Below are 21,102 nucleotides of genomic sequence, written 5' to 3' on the forward strand. Positions count from 1 at the left end.
CTTTGGGTAAGATCGATAAGGAATACCTATGACTGTTGAAAAGCATTTCTTTTTCCCACCTATGGATTGGGATCTACGCATTCTTGAGCGTCGTTTGCGCGTCAGCAAGATCTCGCTGCAAGATATTCAGAAGTATGTTGATGCGTTGCCTGACGTAGCGCATCAAGCGGCCCCCATCCCCCTTGTACAGCCGGGTATGGAACCAGATGAAGAAGAAGACGTGGAGGGGTAAAGCGTGAGCGAAACAAAGCAGAATTCATCTTCCGCATTATCGGAGGAAAAGTTTCCTCAAGTTGATTTTGCTACATTGATTCTCTCGCTTAGCCACTCTGCGCTTGTTCATCTAGGTCAAGCTCCAGATCCTGAGACCAATCAGGTCGAAAAACAGATTCCGCTTGCACGCCAGACAATCGATGTGTTGGCCGTCCTTCAGGAAAAAACAAAAGGGAATCTAACTGGTGATGAAGAGAGGTTGCTCGAGCAGCTCCTTTTTGATTTAAGGATGCGTATTGTAGAGTTAGAGAAAAGTGAACGGGGTCGAATATGACTCCTGTCCCCTTTGATGGTACCCACTTGTTGACATTGCGCTTGCTGAGGAAGTTTAAAATACAGCTTTCGTTTGCCGTAGGGGTTTTTCTGTTCTGTGCAGGAGGGGGGATTGGTTGTTGGAAAAAACCGGTGGAACAGCACGATGAGTTTGTAGATAGAGTTTCCCCGCCTCCATCCCCCACCTCTTTCCTTCTGTCTGATCACGCAGTGGCTTCTGGCTCAACGGAAGGTCAGTGCACTGTCAATTTTGTTCCTATTGTCCGTCGTGCGGATGTGAGTGTGGTGACGATCTATACAGAAGGAGAGGAAAAAGAGCCGCTTCCTCTTTTTTTCCCGTATCGGATTCCCCGTCGTCCGCTCAAAGGGCTGGGGAGTGGGTTCGTCCTCGAGAGAAAAGGGCTCATTCTCACGAACAATCACGTGATTGAAGGGGCGGATGACATTTGGGTGACCCTCTCGGATAAAATTTCTGATGGCTTCAAAATTCCTGCAAAAGTGGTTGGTCGAGATCCAGAAACAGACATTGCAGTGATCCGGATTACAGCGAACGATCTCACTCCTGTTGAATTAGGTGATTCCGATCTTGTTGAGCCTGGAGAGTGGGTTGTCGCGATTGGAAACCCTTTTGGCCTTTCTCACACAGTGAGTGTAGGTATTGTTAGCGCAGTGGGAAGAACGGGGACGGATATCTCCCTTGATTCTGGCTATTATAACTTCATTCAGACGGATGCAGCGATCAATCCAGGGAATTCCGGTGGCCCCCTCTACAACCTGAGTGGTCAAGTCGTTGGAATCAATACCGCTATCCGCGGAGGTGGTGCTCAGGGGATTGGTTTTGTGATTCCGATCAATATGGTCAAACAGCTTCTTCCCATGCTGTTGCGGGATGGATACGTGACGCGCAGTGAGCTAGGCATTTGGGTTATTGAAGCGCAGAAATTAAATCCAGAAGACCGCAAAGAACTCAATCTCGTTGATAGTAAGGCGATTGTGGTAGGGAGTGTCTCCCCTTCCGGCCCTGCGGATAAAGGAGGGGTGATGCCGGGGGATGTGATTCTCAAATTTGATGGAGTATCCATCAAAAACGAATCTCACCTGCAGTGGCTAGCCAGCACTGCAGGAGTTGGAAAAACAGTGACTTTACATGTTTCTCGAAAGGGTAAAACTTTCGATTTGCAAGTTACCTTGGGGCAGATGAACAAAGGAAAACGGAGAATATTTCGAGGGTAGGGAATCCCCAGAGATCCATTTTTGATTGCAGGCTGCCTGTCGTCCTTCAAGTGCTACGCTATGAATCGCGTCGAGCCTCGAAGGGAGCTGTCTGCGCTTTTCCTTCATCATCTAAACCGAGCAGCTGCTCTACTTTCTTTTGAGCTGCATCCAGTTTTTGTTGGGAAACTTGGGTTAACGAGATCCCCTCTTCAAATAATCGCAGTGAGTCTTCGAGAGGCAGATCGCCTCGCTCAAGCGATTGCACGATCTCCGTGAGACGTTTAACGGTGTCTTCAAAAGAGAGTGGATCGGTTGTGGAAGTGTCTGAGGGATTAGGGTTCGTGGCCATGGTGTTCTCCTAATGTAAAGTGCATTGACTCATGCGAATCAGCGTTTCTTCTAATATTATGTAAGGAGGGCGTTTTGAGCTTTTGAGTGCTATATCAGTTTCTGCAAGAAGAGAAAGCCATTCTATTAAGACTTTAGGATATAAGCTTTGAGATTGTTCTAGCAGCTCGCGCGTGCGTGAAGGGGGAAAAATGCCTACTTTTCGCCCTATTGTTTCTAACGAGGAATGTTGGTTGGAGTGAGCTATCGCTTGGAGTCGCAACAATTGGCGGACAGACCAGGAGAGCAACCCGAGCAGAGGGAGTCCTCGGTCGCGCGGATCGTAGACATCCTTTAAAATCGAAAGCGCTTGAGTGAGATGGAAGCTTCGGATCGCGTTGACGATCGCCCAAACTTCTGTCGTACGGGTTCGTGTGATGCAGGTGCGCACGTCTTGTTCAGTGATGGTCGCTTGCTCTTGAGCATAGAGAGAGAGGCGTTCAATTGCATCATTGACGCACCTCAAATCAGGTCCTACGAGTTCTGAAATCAGTTCAGCGACTCCTGCACTCAATGGATTGCCTCGCTTTTTAAACTGCTGGCAAATCCAGATTGGTAATGTTCGTGGATTGAGGGCGTTGCAGGAAAAGAAATATCCTTTTTTCTTAGCAATGCCTGATAATTTGCGGCGTCCATCTAGTGCGCCAGCCGTCATAATTAGGCAGGTGGTGACGATGGGCGCTTCTAAGTAGGCTGCAAGCGTATCGAGCGGGGAAGAGGCTTTAGGGGAGTCCGCATTGGAAGAGGAGGCCTCCCATCGATCAATATGATGGACTAATACCAAGCGGTGTGAATTCAACATCGGGACCATGCGTGCTGAATTCAAGACACGATCGATCGATGTTTCGCCTGCTGTGAAATGCTCTTCATCGAAGCTAGACTCGGAAGTGTGAAAAAGGGCCTGTCGTACTTGTGCTATGAGCTGATCGGACAGAAACATTTCCTCCCCCACAAGCAGATAGGTGGGAAGAATGGTTCCACTTTTGATGGTTGTCATCGCTGCTTCAATATCAGACACGCTGTAAAGACTCCTTAGCGGCCACTTTCGCCGACGAGGTGGTGGAATGTTAATGAAAGTGACGAGCCTCTCTCCCGTTGGTGCAAACGGATCGTTTACCTGATCAATCTATCAGAACGAGTAAGAAAGAAAAAAAACACACCTGCTAAACGATCAAATCATTCCAACTAAACTATGTTACTATGGAACTGTGCAAAATGAGAGCAAAATCGAGAACTGGACAAGTAAAAAAATAGGGGAAAAACTTACTCGATTCGAACATCCGAGCCTTCCACTGCAAGAGGGAAAGAATGGTACTGCTGTAGTCATCGGTAATCTAGATGGCATTCATCTTGGTCATCAGAAGGTGATTCAGGAGGCTATCAGTACTGCTGCTGTATCTGGCCTTGAGCCAGTTGTCCTTACCTTTGATCCTCATCCCAATCAGGTCTTGAAGCGCCCTGTACCCCCTCTTTTGACTTCTCTTTCTCGCCGTATTGAACTTCTCTTTCGCTGTGCACTTTGCCGGATCTATCTTTGCTCTGTCGATACTGACTTTGTTTCGTGGGAGCCCGATTATTTTGTGGAGCAATTGCTTGTCAAGCAATTGAATGCTCGTCTCGTTGTAGTTGGGGAGGATTTTCAGTTTGGTAGACAGCGCAGTGGTAATGTGCAAACGTTGCTTTCTCTTGGATTGCGTTATCGGTTTGAAACAAAAACAGTGGCTCCGGTTTTAAAAGGTCATCAAGTGGTTTCGAGTACCTGGATTCGACAGTTGATTCAGCAAGGGGATGTAAGGCAGGCTGCAAGTCTTCTGACAAGGCTACACGCTTTTACGGGCGTTGTTGTTCCTGGGGCTGGGTTAGGTCAAAAGATAGGATTTCGCACGGCGAATTTAACCAACATTCAGGAATTGATCCCTCCCCATGGTGTTTATGCAGTTCGGGTGGAACGGAGAACGGGAGGAGAATTTGTAGCGTTGGCTGATGGGGTTATGAACATCGGGACTCGCCCCACGCTTCATCAACAGGGGGATGGCACTGTGGAAGTCCATCTGTTTGAAACCGATCAAAACCTGTATGGAGTTTCTCTGCGCGTCCACTTGCTTGCTTACCTTCGGCCTGAGCGTCGTTTCCCTACTGTATCTATACTGCAAGAGCAGATCGCTGCAGATGTAGAAGAGGCTCGGCGCATTGTGCAGGGACGTTGCTTTTGGATTTCAGGAGATGGCTATCATGCCTAATGAAAAAGACGATCCTATGCGACTTTGCGCTTGTGATTTCTCTCAGCGCGCTCACGCTCTCTTCTCAGAAGTCGTGGGGCAGGGGCTTTATCGTGCCGAGAAACGAGAAGAGCCTGTGCCGATCACTGCGAACCCGGAGCCCAATGAGGTGGGTGAACCTCTCCCTACCGTTACGCTGGCTTGCATCTATGCAGCTCAAGGTCAAGTACATCAAGCGATCGAGATGCTTCACATCATTCTTAAGAAAGATCCTGATCATCTAGCCGCACAGACTTGTCTCAGTGAGCTCAAAGCAAAGCAAGCATTATCGTCTCCTGCCCCTTCTGCTCTGCGTGCGGATGCGTATGGAGAAGAAGAGGATAGGAGCAGTCGGTGTATTGCTGTCCCTGTCACCCCTACAGCTATTTTTGTCCGATGGGAGATTGCACAAACGACCCTGACTTTGTTAAAGGGCTGTTGTCCTCAAGGTACATTGACGCTCTTCTTTCTTCTTGTAATCCCTACATGGCAAGGCTCACAACTGTATCCTGGAAAACGGAGACTCTCTTGGACAGTCAAGGGGGATTATCTGTTCCAGCAATTGCCACAAAAAGCAATTGTGCGTGTAGTGGTTGGATGGGACTACCGGGGTTCTTTCCTTTCCATTGCGCATTTCCCTCTTTTGATCCGTTCAGGGGAAGGAAACCCGTGCTCTCGGATCCCTTCTTTCTTGCATGGGTACACCTTTAAGCAACTTGGAAAGGCTTTGTTTGGGGTCCGAAGAAGAATAGGTGATCCATTAGACTTTAAGACGATAGAAGCCACATGCAATGTGGAATGTCGAGTTGCCTTGCTCTTCTTATTCGTCTCTAAAGAAATAAAAGATAGGATGCGTGAAAATCAGGAGACTCAATATTGGACATGAAGCTGGATGCTTTCCATTCTGTTTGTAAGCGAGCAAAGGCCCAAAGAGGGGTTGTGATTGTTGGCGTTTGTAATGTGACTCCGGATTCTTACAGTGATGGGGGTGAATTTCTTCATGTGGAACAAGCTCAGAAGCGGGTCGATGTGCTTATTCAGGAAGGGGCGGACATCGTGGAAATTGGGGCGGATAGTTCTCGCCCCGGATCAGAAGAAGTCTCTGCTTCCGTGCAGTTGGAGCGGCTGGCGCATGTCGTCCGGTATGCTGTTTCTAAAATAGCTGTGTCTATTGATACGATGCATCCTAATGTCGCCGATTTTTGCTTGCGAGAAGGTGCGCTTGCGGTCAATGATGTGTCCTGTTTGGCTAGACCTGCACTTGCAGATGTGGTTGTACAGCATCACGCTTGTCTGATGTTGGTACATGCTCGTGGAAGTCAGGCCGATATGAAAGGGTTCAGTCAGTATGAAGAATCAGCCTATGGAGACATTGTTCGTGAGGTTCTTGAGGAGTGGGAAAGTGCAGCAAAAGTAGCGCAAGGGAGAGGTCTTCGTCGAGACGCGCTGGTGATGGATCCAGGTTTTGGATTTGCCAAGAGCGCTCAGCATAGCATGACTCTTCTTAAGCGGCTGGATAGACTCACATCTTGTCTCGATGTGCCTGTGTTGATAGGAGCAAGTCGGAAGTCTTTTTTGACGCTTGTGGATGAAGGGGCAACCCCTCGAGAACGGCTAGGTGCTTCTCTTGCAGCGGCCTGGATAGGGATTCAAAAAGGTGCGGCGTTGGTTCGAGTTCATGATGTGCGAGATACCAAACAAGCAATTGATCTGATGGGACTTATGAGAGAATGATGATCGAAGGGCTTATTCACCTTTTTTCGAAGCGTCCTCTCAAGGATGTGGTGGTTGATGGCATTGACATAGGGATTGTGTCGTATGCAATTTATCGTGTGCTGTTAGTTCTTCGAGGGACTAAAGCCATCCAGATGGGGATGGGGCTTGGGGTTCTCTTGCTGCTGTATGTGGTTGCTAAGGGTGTTGGTCTCATCACGCTTTTTTATCTCCTGTCCGCTCTCCTCTCTTCGATGATTTTGATCGTGGTGGTTGTCTTTCAAAACGACATTCGACGCGGTCTTATGCGCATCGGATCCCACGCTTCTTTGGGACGCATTTCTCAGCAGCAAGAGTCTCGGGTTGTGGAAGAGGTCGTCGCTGCAGCGACGGAACTCGCGCGGCATGGGATCGGTGCGATCATCTGTTTTGAACAGGATGCGCAACTGGATGAATTTGTGGTGGGTCAAGGGATGGAGATCGATGCGATTGTGCAGCGGGAATTGCTCGTGAGCCTTTTTATTCCAGAGGGAATGAATAAATTGCACGATGGTGCCGTGGTGATTCGCAACCTTCGGATTGCCAAAGCGGGTGTTTTTTTCCCTATTCCTGAAGCCAAAGGGATCGAGCAATCACTCGGATCTCGGCATCGGGCTGCCCTTGGAATTACTGAAGAGACAGATGCAATGGTGGTTGTAGTCTCTGAAGAACGCGGTTCGATTAGTTTATGCTTCAATGGTAATATCGGTCCTCATCTCGATGGGGACATGCTTCGCGAAGCATTGCTAAGCCTTTTGGGTCTGAGGAGTCGAAAGAAACCGATCCAGCTCTTAAAGGAACATCCTGCTGTCCAACCGATCATTCGGAGGTTTCATTCCGTTTTTGATGTGTGCTCAAGGAGCAATGAATAACAATCGTTTCCAACCCATCAGGAGTAGTCTGAGGGTTCTTTTTATCGAAGATATCCGTTTAAAACTATTTTCATTGGCGGTTGCTCTTTTCCTGTATTCTTTTAGCCATAGCTCTCAAGACGGTCAGCGTTCTGTTGCTGTTAATTTAATAGTGATGCTCCCTCCTGAGCATATTAACAAAGTGTTGGTCAGCCCCATCCCTCCTCATGTGAGGTTGACGTTGCGTGGCCCGCGCGTGTTGCTCGATGAACTTGAAAATCGGGATCTTGGGAGTATCCAAGTGCGCCTTCAAGGGATGGAGGATAGTCGCATCGTGCTCGATCCTCAATGGGCGAAAGTTCCTCCAGGCATTCGGGTAGAACAGATCGATCCTCCCATCCTCGATCTCAAATGGGAGGATATTGTCTCTTTCGAAATCCCTGTCTATGCAAGTGTAGTTGGGAATCCTCTTCCTGGCCTTGTCATCAAAGAGGAGCCTTCGCTCGAGCCCCCTAGGGTCTGTGTCCGTGGTCCTCAGAGCGAAGTTGCTCGGATTCAGAGAGCGCGGGTAGAACCTATTGATTTGGATGGTCTGGATGAAGGGGAACATTCGGTATCCCTTGCTGTTTTTCATCCCTCGGGGCGTTTGGTCTTCGAGCCTTCCAATGTAGTTGCTCGCATCGAAATTGTCCCAAATTTGGTTGAAAAGATATTCAAAGAAGTCCAGGTAGCAGTGTTAGGAGGACATAAAATCAAGCTCTTCCCTCCAGCAGTTGACGTGCACCTCCGTTGTCCTCCTTCGATAGCGCAGGCTCTTAAACCAGAGCATGTGGTGCCGCGGATTGCCCTCTCCTCGGGAGCGAATGGGACTAACGAGACCAGACCCGTCCTGGTCGATGTGGTTCTCTGCAATGCACGAGTCATACCTCCTGAGGTAATGGTACGCTAGTCGAGGAAAAGAGAGAACTTCGATTTACTCTTTCCGTGGAATCCACGCTCTCCCTTTCTGGAAAGGGGTTGCTTCATGGAAGCCTTTTTTTTAGCTATAAATCAGCCATATGAGGAGGAGGAGAAGGATTGAAGATAATTTTTGAGTTGAGGAGGGCTCATAGCCTGGGGGAGATGAATGGATGGACGGTCTTTTGTGATCATTAACGTTTCCAGTGGTTTCAAAGAGGCCTAGAAGTCTTCTGAAAGGACGTAGCCATCTTGGTGGGCGTCAGTAGGATAGAATCAGGCTAACGTTGATATCTTCACTTGTTTTGTAGTTGTGTGGTGCAGGAAGAAACGCGGGATAGGATCGATCGTTAGTTCAAGAGAGACAACTGAGAGAGAAGATTCCATTCCTGAATTTAATATGCTGGGTTGGAAACCTTAACCTCGCAAAGCAAGTCTTTTTAGTTGAGGTGAGCCCTGCGATATCTAATTAATATCGGTTGACAAGCCCTGCGTGCTTAATTCCAATTCTTCAAGAGAATTAGAATATGAAGGTTGAAGAGGAGCAACGATGGTGCGTGCGTTGACTCTCAATTTTTTTAATGTAAGGAAGCCTGGTAATTTCGTCCAATCTCTAATATCAAAATCTGTATTGAGATTTAGTTCTTCAAGATGATGAAAATGTAGAAATTCAGATAGAATGTCGAGAGGTCTAGAAATGCTAATGGAATCACCGGTAAATACTTTTAGTCCCTCCCATTTGATTGAGAATAAGAAAAATTTATACAATTAGCCTGAGTCGATTTGTACATCTACTTCATTAATCGATTTGGTAAAGAAGGAAAATGGCGTAAAATTTTTGAGATCTTGCCAAGATGCGAAACAGCTTGCACATGAGCTAGTGAGTCAGCCGTTCCTAAATTGGCTCGAGGGCTTTGTGGGGGATGAATTCTGAGATTTAAATTTTTAATGGCTATGGTGTGGCTTTGCGCGAGTTCCTTCTAATCTCTTAGTTCTATGTTTGAAGGGAGCATAATGTCAATAGGAAGTCGTTGCCCACGTATCTCCCTCATTGGGTTGTCGGAAGTATCGATAAATAGTTCTCCTCGTTGGAAAATAGTATGAGGCTTATTTCGCTCCCTAAATTTCCTATCTAGCCATAGATAAATCCTGCTTTTATGAGGACATTTGCTAGCTTGAGGATCCCTTTTGCTCCTTGTTCGTGATAGAACTTTTGAATGGGATGTACCCACTAGTTTGCGTCCTGTCGAATTATGTTCTGACTTGAGAGCGCAATCCATGCATCGACAGATTGATATGTGCTTGAGCTGAATTCTTGTTGATAATGGACATGGCTAAGGGGTCGCTGTGGTGTATAAGGATAATGCTGTACTGTCTGCGGATGTCACGGATTGGCTTGAGAAGTTCCTGGTTGGTAATGGACGAGATCACTGGGTGACCATTGTTGTTGTCGGTAAGGATTCTGGTGAGCTGGATATGGAGGTGGTGTTGCGCTCTGGAGATCTGGAGGGCTGTGAAAGTATGAGCTAACGTGACCTGTCTTCGTAGTGGAGGGTGAATTAAGAACGGGTAAAAGTTGATGGATTGGCGTAAGACAAATAGGGGGATCAGAGGGCCTTGCTGCATATGAAGTTCTGTTAAATAGAGCTCTTCTGTGCTTTCTTCCAGCTCGTACCTGCATCTGAGCACCGTTGCTATCGCTCCTACTCCGCAGCCTATGATCCATTTCTCATTTGGTTCCCTCCCCTTGCGTTTAGAAATTTTATGAATGTCAAACGAGCATTTGATTCAATTCTGTTGTTGATAGGATGTTTCTTGAGTGTGAGAAATGCAAGTTCTTTTTTTGTTTGTATTCTGTGATGCAAGAATCGAATTCAGAAATAATGGATGGTACTCGTGCAGCCCTGTTCATCCTTTTCCAAAAGTCCATCTTTTAGTGTGATCACGCGTGGCATACTGTCAGCTAGGCTCATGTTGTGAGTGACGATCACGATGGTGGTACGCTGGGAACGATTGATCGAGAAAAACAGATCGTGGATTTGCGCGCTGGTCTCGGAGTCGAGGTTGCCTGTTGGTTCATCTGCAAGGAGCAGGGTTGGTTTAAGGACCAATGCCCTGACCAGCGCGACCCGTTGCTGCTCCCCTCCTGATAATTCCCCTGGCAAATGATTCGCTCTTTCTTTTAAGCCGACCTCTTCGAGCAATTGCATGGCGTAGGGTGTCATCTGACGCTTGCTCTGACCTTGTATAAGACCTGGCATCATCACGTTCTCAAGCGCTGTGAATTCAGGCAGCAAATGGTGGAATTGGAAGATAAACCCAATGGAGCGATTGCGCAGTTCAGTGAGGTTGGAGCTTGAAAAAGAGGAAATGTCTTCTCCCCCTAACCGAATGGTCCCTGATGAGGGGACATCGAGGGTTCCTATGCAATGGAGCAGCGTGCTTTTCCCCGCTCCGGATTGGCCTACGATGCCTACCATTTCACCTGGTTCAATGTGGAGAGTAATCCCCCGCAGGACTTCTAACGTGCGCCCCATATGTCTGAATGACTTATGAATATCGAGGGCGGAAACAGCTGGATGAGTCATGGCTATTCGTACCGCAGTCCTTCGACCGGTTGGAGTTTGGATGCTGCATAAGCTGGATAACATGTGGCCAGGGTGCAGATGACCATGGATGCGAGGGTGACTGCAGCAAAATCGACCCCTTCGATGTGGAGGGGAAGCCGGTCGATGTAATACACGTCTGGATCCAATCTCAATCCAAACCATTTCAATCCAAAGCATAATGTCAGCGCTGTGACGGTGCCAAATGTGGTTCCAATCCCCCCTACAATCATTCCTTCTGCGATGAAGATTTTCAAAATCAATGGATTGGAAGCGCCCATCGCTTTTAAAATAGCGATTTCTTTTCTTTTTTCAGTGACCATGAGTAGAAGAGTGCAGAGGATGCAGAAGCTGGCTACCATGATTGCAATCGACAGGATCACAAAGGTCGCTAGCCGCTCGAGTTGAAGGGCGGAAAAGAGACTTTGATTCATCTCATGCCAATCGCGTACCCGAAGATCTGGGCGCTGAATGGTCTTGCGTATCGTCTGTGTCAACATTTCAGTGGTTTCTGGATGACTTGCTCGGATATCGAGTGTGGTGATGTTGCCTTCGAACTCAAAGAGTGCTTGCGCTGCTTCTAAGGTAGTATATACGTAACTGACATCGTATTCATACATACCGCTGTAGAAAATTGCACCGATGCGAAATTTGCGAGTCGATGGGATTATCCCAATGGGGCTAAGATTTCCTGAAGGGGAGATGAGTGTCACTTCATCCCCAACATAGACGTGTAGAGTTTTAGCAAGCTCTCGCCCGATAATGAGCGTAGGTGTGGGAGGGATAGTGGGATTGTGATCGGTCGATTCTAGCTTCTGGGGAGATGACAGGTAATCGAATTGCCCTGTTTCGATATTCCCAGGTAGATCGATTACGGAACCGATCGTGTTTGTTTCCACCCCCCGAACGATCACCCCTGCTGTATTCGATTGACTCGAAAGCATCGCTTCGTTCTGGACGACGGGAGTGACTCCGTGGACCCCTGGAATCTTTTGAATGCGGCTTTGCAACTCCCAATATTCTCCCCAGGGTGCTTGGCTTGCCTGATCAATCATAATATGGGCGTTGTTGCCTAAGATTTTTTTCTTTAAATCATGGCTGAAGCCGCTCATGATGCTGATGACGGAGGAAAGCGCACACGAGCTGACTGCAACCCCGCAGATCGAAAGGATGCTGATCATTGTCAGAAAACCGCTTTTTTGCGATCGCACGTGTCTTGTGCTGACAAAAGAGATGAAAGAATGTCTTTCAAGAAGATCAAATATCCGTGGGATCAGGCTGCCCATCGTCATCAACGCGAAAAGAACCCCTGTAGTGAGAGCTCCTACCCGGATGAGCGTGTCTTTAAAGGACCACTGGTCTCCTCGTAGGGTAGGAAGACGCACTGTCCAGTAGACCAGAGCGGCAAAGCCGATCCCAAATCCCCAGCTTGCGCGATGGATCCATTTGTATGGATGCCGTGAAGAGATCACCGCACAGCCTCAGGGCGCAAAAGAGGGAAAAGAATTACGTCTCGAATGGAAGAGCAGTTGGTGAGCAGCATTGTCAGACGATCGATTCCCATTCCAAATCCTGTGGCGGGGGGCATACCGTATTCGAGCGCGCGGATGTAATCTTCATCGAAGTCCATCGCCTCCTCATCCCCTTTCTCTTTTTTCTGCAACTGTACTCGAAATCGCTCTGCCTGGTCTTCTGGATCGTTGAGCTCGCTGAATGCATTGCACAGTTCTCTCCCTGCGATGAAGAGCTCAAATCGATCGACAAGATGTGGATTCTGATCGTTGCGACGGGCAAGGGGGGAAGTCTCAAACGGGTAATCCTGAATCAATACCGGAAGGGAGTGGACGCCGTTCTGCGAGCGGTAATCTTCAATTAAAAAAGGTTCAGAGAGGAATTCGTAGCAGACGAACAGTCTTTCACCATGGCTCTCACATTGACACCATACATCGTGAAAGCGAGACCAATTGATTGCTTTGGCTCGCAATGAGGATTGGGACCATGTGGAAATCTCTGTTTTCCAGGGCTCATTCAAAAGATGGAGGAGTCCCTGAACCCCGTGTTGAGCGATAGTTTCTCTCCATGCAGGGATCTCTGTCTGTTCGGCCCCTCGTTTGACTGCTTGGTACATCGGAACCCGAGCAAAAGGCTCTTCCAAGCTGAAAGAGCGTTTCGCTTTCCATTGCGCATACGCCTGAGGCATATGCGTTGCTAGGGACTCATCGATCGATCGTAACAGGAACTCGCTGAAATCCTGCAGCTCCTTGTAGGTGACGTAGGCTTGATAGAATTCAAGCATCGTGAACTCGGGATTGTGATTCGTCGAGATCCCTTCATTGCGGTAGCAGCGTCCAATTTCGTAGACGCGTTCAAGTCCGCCGACCAACAGCCGTTTTAAATAAAGCTCTGGTGCAATGCGCATGAAGAGATTCATGTGTAAGGTGTGATGGTGAGTTACAAACGGTCTAGCCATGGCCCCCCCGATTAACGAGTGCATGGTGGGGGTTTCCACTTCAAGGAAACCGGCATCGCCAAGTACCTTGCGGATTGTGTTGAGGATATAACTCCGTGCCCGGAAGACATCTGCCACATGAGGATTTGCAATCAGATCGACGTAGCGTTGACGATAGCGGCTTTCGGTGTCAGTCAGACCGTGCCACTTTTCAGGCAGTGGGCGAAATGCCTTCGTCAGCACACGGACTCGCGTGGTTTCTAAAGAGAGCTCCCCTCTTTTTGAAGCAGTCGGCGACCCTTCCGCTTCGATAATATCGCCGATATCGAGATTCTCGAGATATGCATAATGTTCCCCCATGACTTTTTTGTTGAGGAGAAGTTGCAGTTCACCAGTCCGATCGCGCAGGCGAAGAAAGGTGAGCCCCCCCGTTGAACGCATCGACAAAATCCTCCCCCGCACGTGGAAAGGCTGGTTTCCGAGGAGCGCTTTGACCTTCTCTTCTTGGTAGAGGCCTTCCTCTTGGATAGATTCCACGCGTTTGCGGAGAGTTTCTAAATCGATCGTAAGCGCATTGGGTGTTTGAGGTTTGACATCGTTGGCAAAAGGATTTTCTTGCCGCTCGCGCAGACGACTTGCTTTGATTCGCCTTGATTCCATGAGTGCTTGTTCTGCATATGACCGTGGGGAAAGAGAGTGATTGGACATGGCTCTTATTGAATAAGAAAGTTGATGATTGGTTAGGTATTGCTTTGTTCTCTATCAAGCGAAAAGGTCTTTATTCTGTTGGAGAAGAAAATTCCTCTGCTCCCTTTCCAATATTACCTTTAGATGAAGCGAGGAGATAGGCTTCAATAAAATCATCTAAGCCTCCATCCAACACGCCATTGACGTTAGGTGTCTCGTGCGCAGTGCGTGTATCTTTAGCCAGATGATAAGGAGCTAGCACGTAATTGCGGATCTGGCTTCCAAAATTGATTGCGCTTTTGGATGCTTGATAAGCAGCATTTTCGCTTTCCCGCTTTTGTAGCTCGATTTCATACAGCTTAGCCTTCAGCATCTTCATGGCCATCGCTCGATTCTGATGCTGGCTCCGCTCTGCGCGGCACACGATGTTGAGTCCTGTGGGGAGATGACGCAATCGGACGGCGGTTTCTACCTTGTTGACATTTTGCCCCCCTTTGCCTCCTGCCCGCATAGTGGTAATTTCTATATCCTTTTCCTGGATCTCGATCGAAATATCATCTTCGATGTCGGCGATCACCTCGACAGCTGCGAAGGCGGTTTGACGACTGCGATCCGCTTTAAATGGGCTGATCCGAACAAGCCGATGAACACCTGACTCGGAACGCAAATACCCATAGGCGAACTCCCCTTGCACCGTGAATGAAACATCGTCAATCCCCGCTTCATCCCCCTCTTGATAATCGATCAGATTGGTTTTGTAATGATGTTGTTCGCACCAGCGCAGATACATCCGAAGGAGCATCTTCGCCCAATCTTTTGCATCGGTGCCTCCTGCTCCTGGGTGAATGCTGACAATCGCGTTCGCGTGATCCATAGGGCCGGAAAGCATGCGCTCGAGTTCCGCACTGCGTATACTCTTCTCAAGAGAAGATAGTGAACGCGAGACTTCTTCAAGAGTCTTGGTATCATGCTCTTCGATGCTGAGCTCCAGTAAAACGTTCGCGTCTTGAAGTTGATTCATCAACTGATCGAATGCCTTGAGCGACTTTTCCAGTGATGCATGATGGCGAGTAGTCGACTGTGCTTTTTTGATATCCTCCCAAAAATCAGAGGCTTGCATTTGACTGCTTAGCCTTGCAATTTCCTTCTGAATTTGGGATAGGTCAAAGATGCCCCCTTAGCGTTGTTAAACGCCGTTGAAGGTGATTTAGCTTTTCTTGAATTTCGTGAACCATCAGCATGAGTGAGCATCCTCTGAGCTTTTCTTATCGATTGCTTTTTTGTTGGATCGACCTGGAAAGCAAGTCAATATAAAAGGATTTTATTGTGAAGGGAATATTTGTAAAAAGACATCGGATTGCCATCGCTCGAATCAGATTTCTTCTGACTCCTTCTAGGCAACATACGGTGCGTTTCTTGCTCTTAGGCTTATCAGCTCGTTAAGAATCCAGAGCAGACGGAAACAAGTGTTACTTTCTTATCGCCTTGATGAAGGTGGTTTTGTGATTGATCTGAATGTGACTGAAAGGAGCACCCTTCGTGATCCTTTTCAGCGCCTTATCGATAATGTCCCATCGGTCAATTTATTGCTAGTGAGTTTGAGGGAATCGAACTCTTTCCATGCGTATCCATACCTGGGCGCTTTCTCTGTAAACTGATAGCTCTTGAGGGCCAAGGAGCTTAAGGAACTCCATATGTGTCCTTTTTGAAGGATGTTGTCTATGAATGCGTTTCCAGCGAGCTGCAGGGTGACAAACTGCTATCTGTCACCATATCTCATGGCCTCGTCTGTCAAGTGGGGGCAAGCATGTGACTTGAGGCTAGTCAGGGATAGTCTAGTGGTCCAAGTGCTGAAGAAGCCTTTATCTGTGGTAAGGATGCACCTTAAACATAGATTTGATAAGCTTTTTGTCCAAAGATTAACAATCAAAGGGAAGGTTGTGCCTTTGAAGGGTCTTTCCCAAAGACTTAGAGAGCAGCGAGCAGGCCATTGTGGGGCGGCTGTAATCAATGCATCGTCAGTCAATCCACCCTGAACAAAACGAGAACCTCCTAGGATGAGATCAGTAATCTTAATCCGAAATCTTAGTTGTCCAATAGCCTTATTTGTTAAACGATCGCTGTAAAGTGTGAGAGCAGTCACATGCTGAGGGATCGATGGAATAACCCGACCAGTGAATCCATTCCCCAAAATGGTAAAGCTGAGCCGGCTTGTATTGTGCAGCCTAATTTAATGCAACATCTTATGAATGGATGGTCACGGGTATTCTGGAAGACGAACTGCTTGAGAGTACGAATCTTGTGAAGTAATTGTACTCCTTTATCTATCACCCTTGTGTTTCATAGGCAAAAGGGCAGAAAAAGACTTCGAGGATAACCATTCAGAAGATAGGATGGATAGTCCGAGATCATTTGTATTGGTATCCGCTAAACCTGGGATTCCGTTGTTATTGCTTGAAGGTCCCCATTTGTTAATCATACATCCCTTTGAAAGGGATTTTGGGTTGTGAAGAGGCGAGTTGAGCTCTCCCTCGTTCACAAGCGTCTAATGGCTCGAACGCATTCACTTTGATCGATACAGGCTGCTAGATGCATCCTTTTACCAAATTTCGGATTTCTTCTTTTATGACGTTGTTGAATTGGGATCCACTCAGGCCGATGAAAGTAATTTTTCTAAAACCAGCTGCGATCCATCGTAAGATTTCGGGTGTAAACCCAGGTCCACTCAGATCGATCGAGGAGAGATTCGGCCAATAAATCTTTTTCTCGTGTTTTCCTAGTCCTACAACATATTGGATTACCTTATCGGTATTCGTGGTAGGGTATCTACAATGACAAGTTCCTTGAGTGGGCTAAATGACCATTCGAGTTACTCTATCATGTCATTGTTGGCATTGGTTTTGGTGAGATCGATACGGGTGACTTTTCAAATCTTTACAATCTCCATTGCGTCGCACCAAAAAGTGTATTTTCGACCTTATTTAGGAATGGGGGGAAACCTAAGCTGCTGTTGCGTGAAGCTGTTTTTTAAATAAATCTGGAAGTAAATCTTCGCTCGGTATTTTCTTTTTGGACAAATCGAGCACCTTCATCTCATTGGACATTTGGACAATCGTTGTCTCGTGGTCTGAGAAATCGGAGGAACCGCATGAGAAAAAAGCAAATGTAGTGAAAACTAAGGGGGGTTCTTAAGAAGTTATCTGAACTCTCGACTTCGATAGGAAACGCCGGCGGTGTGGTGGTGTTGGAAAAGAGATCAACATGGATGGGGAAGAACACTATCGATGAAACCACTCATTTGTCAGAATATCCAGGTAGTTTCTAGTTCACTGAGGTAAAGTCGTTTTTCTACCGCGTCATAGGAAGGATTGCTTTGAAGATAGACAAGGATATGCTACCACTGAAAAAGAGTATGGAGAATAGAAGAAGCTATTTTAACACCAAGGGCTTGCCGTTGCAGGCGAATCCTCTCCATTGTAGGTTCTTCTCCTGAGTATAAAAAAAAGAAGGTCGAGATGTCAAATGCTGCGAGCTTCGAACCAAAGCTGGATTGCATCCAGTCCAGCGAGCGTTCCGATCAGAATGCTGGTTCCATACCCTCCTGCTCATAGCTTGTGAGCCCTCGGAAGTACATTGCATTTCTGGAAGGAGTGCATTCCACCAAGCACGCTTTAAAGCTTGGTTAAGGTTTGGATCCTCTGGAGCCAGATCGGCGCATTGCATCTAGCTGCAAATCGCCGCCTGGGCAACAGAGTGAGTAGCCAGATAAGTAAAAGGATGATGATGCAATGGATCCGTTTGCGTAAGAAGAGTAAGCGAGTCAACAGAAGGGGATGAAGTGGAGACAGAGAGCAGCGAGTCGATAGACTTAACCCCCCAGAGCAACGATTCGAACCCCACACCTACCTGTTGCAGCAACCCATTTCCTTGTGTCTAAAAGGAGAACTGAAGAATGTCAAATGGACCCGCCAATAATCGTGACGGGGGATAACGCAATCAGCCCTTTGAAACCAGGATATTTCCTTCTACCCCATTGAGGATACTCCTGTTACTCATCGCATCCTCCATAGACTCGAGAGGGCAAACAAGAAAACTAACTGGATAGCATAGTCGTTGTGCAGATTTGGATTTCACATCCGCATGTTCATCAAAGAATATGCCATTTCTTATATCTCGCTTATGCGCTAAAAATCTGAGCTACTTCTTCAATCATTTCTGCTTCGCTGATCCTTTTGGCTAATGAGAGTTCTTTCATCAAAAGACTTTTCGCTTGATCGAGAAGGCGACGTTCTCCAAAACTGAGATCTTTGTCAAATTTGAGACGATGCATATCGCGCAAAACTTTTGCGATCTCTTGAGGGGACTTGCTTTTGATCATTTCCGTATAGATTCGGAAACGGCGACTCCATGGCTGTACGTCCACAGCTACCTCTCGAGCTCGCATCGTATGGAGGATGGCATCCGCTTGTTTTTCGCTCATAATCTGCCGCAGCCCTACTTGAGTGGATGTGTTCACGGGCACCATGACCTTCATGCCGTTGTCGAGAATCCGGAGAACGTAGAACTTTCCTACGACTCCTCCAAGCTCCCGCTCTTCAATTGCGGTGACTTCCCCTACGCCATGCGCGGGGTGGACTGCCTTATCTCCCACATTAAAAGTTACATTGCATCGGTTGAGCATCTCTTCGTCTGGGGGAGGTGGAATATACCCTGACGGCGATCGCGCGGAAGAGGCCCCCGATGTGGGAACAGGTGTGGATTCTGAAGAGAGAGAGGATTCAGCGGTTGATTTAAAGGAAGTAGGAGGCTTTTTAGCTTGAGCTCGAGGAGGCTTTACTTTTTTAGGTTCAGCGCTCGTTGAAGCAGCTTTTGTCTTTTTGAGGACTGCTTTTTTGGTAGTCTTTAAGGCAGCTTTTTTGGTAGGTGATGACAGAGAAGGGTGATGAGGATGGCGCATAGGGAGTACAGAGAGTAGATAGAAAGAAGGACGTGGACGTCAAAGAACTACCATAATTTCTTGAAATGTGTCAAGAACTTGCGTGTGGGATGGGAAAGGGGATAGATTGAAGTTTGGCGTTAAATGCCTAATGCCTCTTTCATACTCGCTTTAGTGGCTAGGTAAAAGTTACGGCCGAGTGAATCTGCGTTGATTGTGAGAGCAAGCCTGATCGAATCTTGATCTCGATAAATGAGCGGTAATGCGGGGAGCTGATTAGGTTGCAGCCACTTTCCTATTTCTGAGTTCAAAAATGTCTGAAGCCACCCATTTAATCGTTCTTTGACTGAGAATTCGTGTTCTTTTTCATTCCACGCACCCATTAAAAGTAAAGTTAACCGTAACCAACCGGTCTGTGAGTTCGGTGCTTGGACAGATTCAATTGAAAAAGAGACAGAAAAACTGCTCGCAAGGAGCCCTCCGAATCCACGAGCAGCTTCCCCTTCAAAGGGGCCTGCGTAGAAGGCGCGCATCAAACCGTTTGGAAGTGACGCTGCGGCTTGGGCGAGAGGAGGAGCCTGTAGACTGGGAGAAGCTTTCTTTAATTTAGACTGAGCGAATAGTTCTGCTGCGTGAAGGGGACCCCCTTTCCCTATTGCAAGAGCGCAGGCTTGTTGACCAAAAAGGGTTAATTGTACCTCTTGTTTATCCATTGTTCCCCACATGCGCTCTATTTTGCGCTGGGCAACTCCTAAAACCCCAGCTTTGGATTCGGTGGATCTGCCTTTCAAGGAAACGCGATTCAGAAAAGCCTCTTCTATTGAAAATGAGACAATCGGGCTGCGAACCAAAAACAGCGTAGTTTGCGGATAAGAGGCGATGACGAGTTCTTCCGTTTTTGTTAGTTCGATCCCTCCGTATTTTTCTGCGAAGGCTTGGAGGTAGGACTGGTTGAAAAGATAAGACACAGCTCTGGCGAGCTCTTTTCGCTCTTGGATCCTACGCGGCTTGAGTTCGATGATCCATTTCAGTTGTGCCGCGGGGGCTATATCAACGAGAGGAGTTAGGTGAAATGGCTCTTTAACTTCTTGAATTTGAGAGGAAGGAGAGAGGAGAGAGGATCGACAAGACGAGATGAAGAGAGAGGTAAGAAGAATAGCAGTCCAGCAGACTATTCGTCGTACATCTAATTTAGGGTGCATGAGCATTGATGAGATGAATGTAGGCAAAACGTCGGTGTTTTGAACCAATACGGACGAGATATCTTCGACCAGCTTCCAATTGATGATTGGAATCGGTTACACGCATTTGATCCACTTCCACGCCTCCTTGCTCTATCAGCCGTTTTGCTTCGCTGGAGGATTTAGTGAGACCGACCTGTGCAATTGCTTTGGGGGTCCAGAGCGTCGGTGTTGTCGTGATCAACTGATATTCTTCGATCTCGACAGGGAGCGCGTCCGATTGGTAGATCTTTTCAAATTCTTCTTTTGCTTTTTTGGCTTCTTCTTCTGAGTGGAACCGGGTAACGATTTCTTGAGCAAACAGGGCTTTAATTTCTAAAGGATGGCGTTCCTGTTGCCACTCTCGTTTTAAACCCTCAATGGTTTCGGTGGAGCAAGTGGAGAGAAGTTCAAAGTATCGGAAAATAACAGCATCTTCGATTTGCATCATTTTACGGTACATCGCACTGGGCTCTTCGGTGAGGCTGATCGCATTGCCCGCCGTTTTGGACATTTTTTTGCCCTCTATCTCTCCTTTTTCATTAACCCGCGCATCAATCCCTTCGAGGAGAGGGATGGTCATGACGATTTGGGGGGATTGGCCATATTTTACCATGAGAGAGCGCCCTGCCAGCAAATTGAAGAGCTGATCAGTCCCTCCTATTTCGATGTCGCAGTTGAGCGCAACCGAGTCATACCCTTGTAAGAGCGGATAAAGGAATTCATGTTGAAAAATACACCGCTGCTGACGAAAGCGGTTGCCAAAATCGTTGCGCTCGAGCATACGGGCTACGGTCATATGGCTCATTAGCTCAACAATCTCTGTCAGCTTCAGTTTTTCTAACCATTCTTGGTTGGAATGCAGCTCTGTACGGCTGGGATCGAGAATTTTAAAGGCCTGTTCCGTATAAGTCTGCGCAGCTTCCTGGACTTGCTCCTTTGTTAAACGAGGACGAGCCTCGCTTTGACCGGTTGGGTCCCCTATGGTGGCTGTAAATTCACCGACCACAAGCGCGACGCGATGCCCAAGATCTTGAAATTGGCGCAATTTGGTCAGGACCACGGTGTGTCCCAAGTGGAGATCGGGATGTGTTGGATCAAATCCTGCTTTAATACGGAGAGGAATCCGGGATGCAAGGGAGTGCTTGAGTTTTTCTTCTAGCTCGGAGCGGGCGCACAGATCGACGATGCCTCGGGTGAGCAAGTGAAGCTGTTCGGATAGAGAGGGTGCAGACATG

At 47.6% G+C, this 21,102-nt stretch carries 19 protein-coding genes; 9 read left to right on the forward strand and 10 right to left on the reverse strand.

Annotation, left to right across the window (positions count from 1 at the left end; genetic code table 11):
• Positions 1-28: 28 nt before the first annotated feature.
• The 3 genes from BCY86_RS02700 to BCY86_RS02710 are packed head-to-tail and all read left to right on the forward strand — an operon-like array spanning position 29 to position 1,779.
• Positions 29-232: a hypothetical protein gene (locus tag BCY86_RS02700; RefSeq protein WP_075276339.1), complete on the forward strand. Its 204-nt coding sequence runs from the start codon at positions 29-31 to the stop codon at positions 230-232.
• A 3-nt stretch (positions 233-235) separates the two neighbouring features.
• On the forward strand, positions 236-547 hold the full coding sequence (locus BCY86_RS02705) for a DUF1844 domain-containing protein (RefSeq protein WP_075276340.1): 312 nt from the start codon (positions 236-238) through the stop codon (positions 545-547).
• Positions 544-1,779: a S1C family serine protease gene (locus BCY86_RS02710; RefSeq protein WP_083604137.1), complete on the forward strand. Its 1,236-nt coding sequence runs from the start codon at positions 544-546 to the stop codon at positions 1,777-1,779. The genes BCY86_RS02705 and BCY86_RS02710 overlap by 4 nt, the downstream gene beginning before the upstream one ends.
• A gap of 58 nt (positions 1,780-1,837) precedes the next feature.
• Here the strand turns inward: BCY86_RS02710 and xseB are convergent, their stop codons facing one another.
• Both xseB and holA read right to left on the reverse strand, forming a co-directional pair.
• Complete coding sequence (gene xseB, locus BCY86_RS02715; RefSeq protein WP_075276341.1) at positions 1,838-2,110, reverse strand: exodeoxyribonuclease VII small subunit; 273 nt, start codon at positions 2,108-2,110, stop codon at positions 1,838-1,840.
• A 9-nt stretch (positions 2,111-2,119) separates the two neighbouring features.
• Positions 2,120-3,166, reverse strand: coding sequence for a DNA polymerase III subunit delta (gene holA / locus BCY86_RS02720; RefSeq protein WP_075276342.1), 1,047 nt, complete (start codon positions 3,164-3,166; stop codon positions 2,120-2,122).
• A gap of 190 nt (positions 3,167-3,356) precedes the next feature.
• On the opposite strand from holA, the gene BCY86_RS02725 reads away from it, so the two are divergent.
• The 6 genes from BCY86_RS02725 (at position 3,357) to BCY86_RS02755 (ending at position 9,496) form a co-directional block, all read left to right on the forward strand.
• Entirely contained in the window at positions 3,357-4,388 is a 1,032-nt protein-coding gene (locus tag BCY86_RS02725; RefSeq protein WP_172824779.1) for a bifunctional riboflavin kinase/FAD synthetase, read from the forward strand.
• A complete protein-coding gene (locus tag BCY86_RS02730) occupies positions 4,381-5,292 on the forward strand; it encodes a hypothetical protein (protein WP_075276343.1) in 912 nt (303 codons plus the stop codon). Before BCY86_RS02725 ends, BCY86_RS02730 begins: the two co-directional genes overlap by 8 nt.
• Positions 5,289-6,140, forward strand: coding sequence for a dihydropteroate synthase (gene folP / locus BCY86_RS02735; protein WP_075276344.1), 852 nt, complete (start codon positions 5,289-5,291; stop codon positions 6,138-6,140). The genes BCY86_RS02730 and folP overlap by 4 nt, the downstream gene beginning before the upstream one ends.
• Positions 6,137-7,030 carry a diadenylate cyclase CdaA gene (gene cdaA / locus BCY86_RS02740; protein ID WP_075276345.1) on the forward strand — a complete coding sequence of 298 codons (894 nt, stop codon included), beginning with the start codon at positions 6,137-6,139 and terminating at the stop codon, positions 7,028-7,030. Before folP ends, cdaA begins: the two co-directional genes overlap by 4 nt.
• Positions 7,023-7,958 (forward strand): CdaR family protein, encoded by a 936-nt coding sequence (locus BCY86_RS02745; RefSeq protein WP_075276346.1) that lies wholly within the window; start codon positions 7,023-7,025, stop codon positions 7,956-7,958. The genes cdaA and BCY86_RS02745 overlap by 8 nt, the downstream gene beginning before the upstream one ends.
• A 1,355-nt stretch (positions 7,959-9,313) precedes the next feature.
• Entirely contained in the window at positions 9,314-9,496 is a 183-nt protein-coding gene (locus tag BCY86_RS02755) for a hypothetical protein (RefSeq protein WP_075276348.1), read from the forward strand.
• 344 nt (positions 9,497-9,840) lie between these two features.
• Here the strand turns inward: BCY86_RS02755 and BCY86_RS02760 are convergent, their stop codons facing one another.
• The 8 genes from BCY86_RS02760 to tyrS form a co-directional block, all read right to left on the reverse strand.
• On the reverse strand, positions 9,841-10,554 hold the full coding sequence (locus BCY86_RS02760; RefSeq protein WP_075276349.1) for an ABC transporter ATP-binding protein: 714 nt from the start codon (positions 10,552-10,554) through the stop codon (positions 9,841-9,843).
• A 2-nt stretch (positions 10,555-10,556) separates the two neighbouring features.
• Positions 10,557-12,044 carry an FtsX-like permease family protein gene (locus BCY86_RS02765; RefSeq protein WP_075276350.1) on the reverse strand — a complete coding sequence of 496 codons (1,488 nt, stop codon included), beginning with the start codon at positions 12,042-12,044 and terminating at the stop codon, positions 10,557-10,559.
• Entirely contained in the window at positions 12,041-13,729 is a 1,689-nt protein-coding gene (locus BCY86_RS02770) for an amino acid--tRNA ligase-related protein (RefSeq protein ID WP_083604140.1), read from the reverse strand. The genes BCY86_RS02765 and BCY86_RS02770 overlap by 4 nt, the downstream gene beginning before the upstream one ends.
• 70 nt (positions 13,730-13,799) lie before the next feature.
• Positions 13,800-14,943, reverse strand: a protein-coding gene (gene prfB, locus BCY86_RS02775; protein WP_156865221.1) for a peptide chain release factor 2 whose coding sequence is annotated in 2 segments (ribosomal slippage) — positions 13,800-14,873 and positions 14,875-14,943 — 1,143 coding nt in all. Because the reading frame shifts where the segments join, the coding sequence is not laid out codon by codon here.
• A gap of 2,488 nt (positions 14,944-17,431) precedes the next feature.
• Positions 17,432-17,626 (reverse strand): hypothetical protein, encoded by a 195-nt coding sequence (locus tag BCY86_RS02795; protein ID WP_075276355.1) that lies wholly within the window; start codon positions 17,624-17,626, stop codon positions 17,432-17,434.
• 259 nt (positions 17,627-17,885) lie between these two features.
• Positions 17,886-18,665: a CarD family transcriptional regulator gene (locus tag BCY86_RS10295; RefSeq protein ID WP_245776254.1), complete on the reverse strand. Its 780-nt coding sequence runs from the start codon at positions 18,663-18,665 to the stop codon at positions 17,886-17,888.
• Between the two features lie 119 nt (positions 18,666-18,784).
• Positions 18,785-19,846, reverse strand: a complete 1,062-nt coding sequence (locus BCY86_RS02805) for a hypothetical protein (RefSeq protein ID WP_156865015.1) — start codon at positions 19,844-19,846, stop codon at positions 18,785-18,787.
• A complete protein-coding gene (gene tyrS, locus BCY86_RS02810) occupies positions 19,836-21,101 on the reverse strand; it encodes a tyrosine--tRNA ligase (protein WP_075276357.1) in 1,266 nt (421 codons plus the stop codon). Before tyrS ends, BCY86_RS02805 begins: the two co-directional genes overlap by 11 nt.
• Position 21,102 lies beyond the last annotated feature (1 nt).

Origin of the sequence: Pajaroellobacter abortibovis (assembly GCF_001931505.1) — a bacterium.
Lineage (GTDB): Bacteria > Myxococcota_A > Polyangia > Polyangiales > Polyangiaceae > Pajaroellobacter > Pajaroellobacter abortibovis.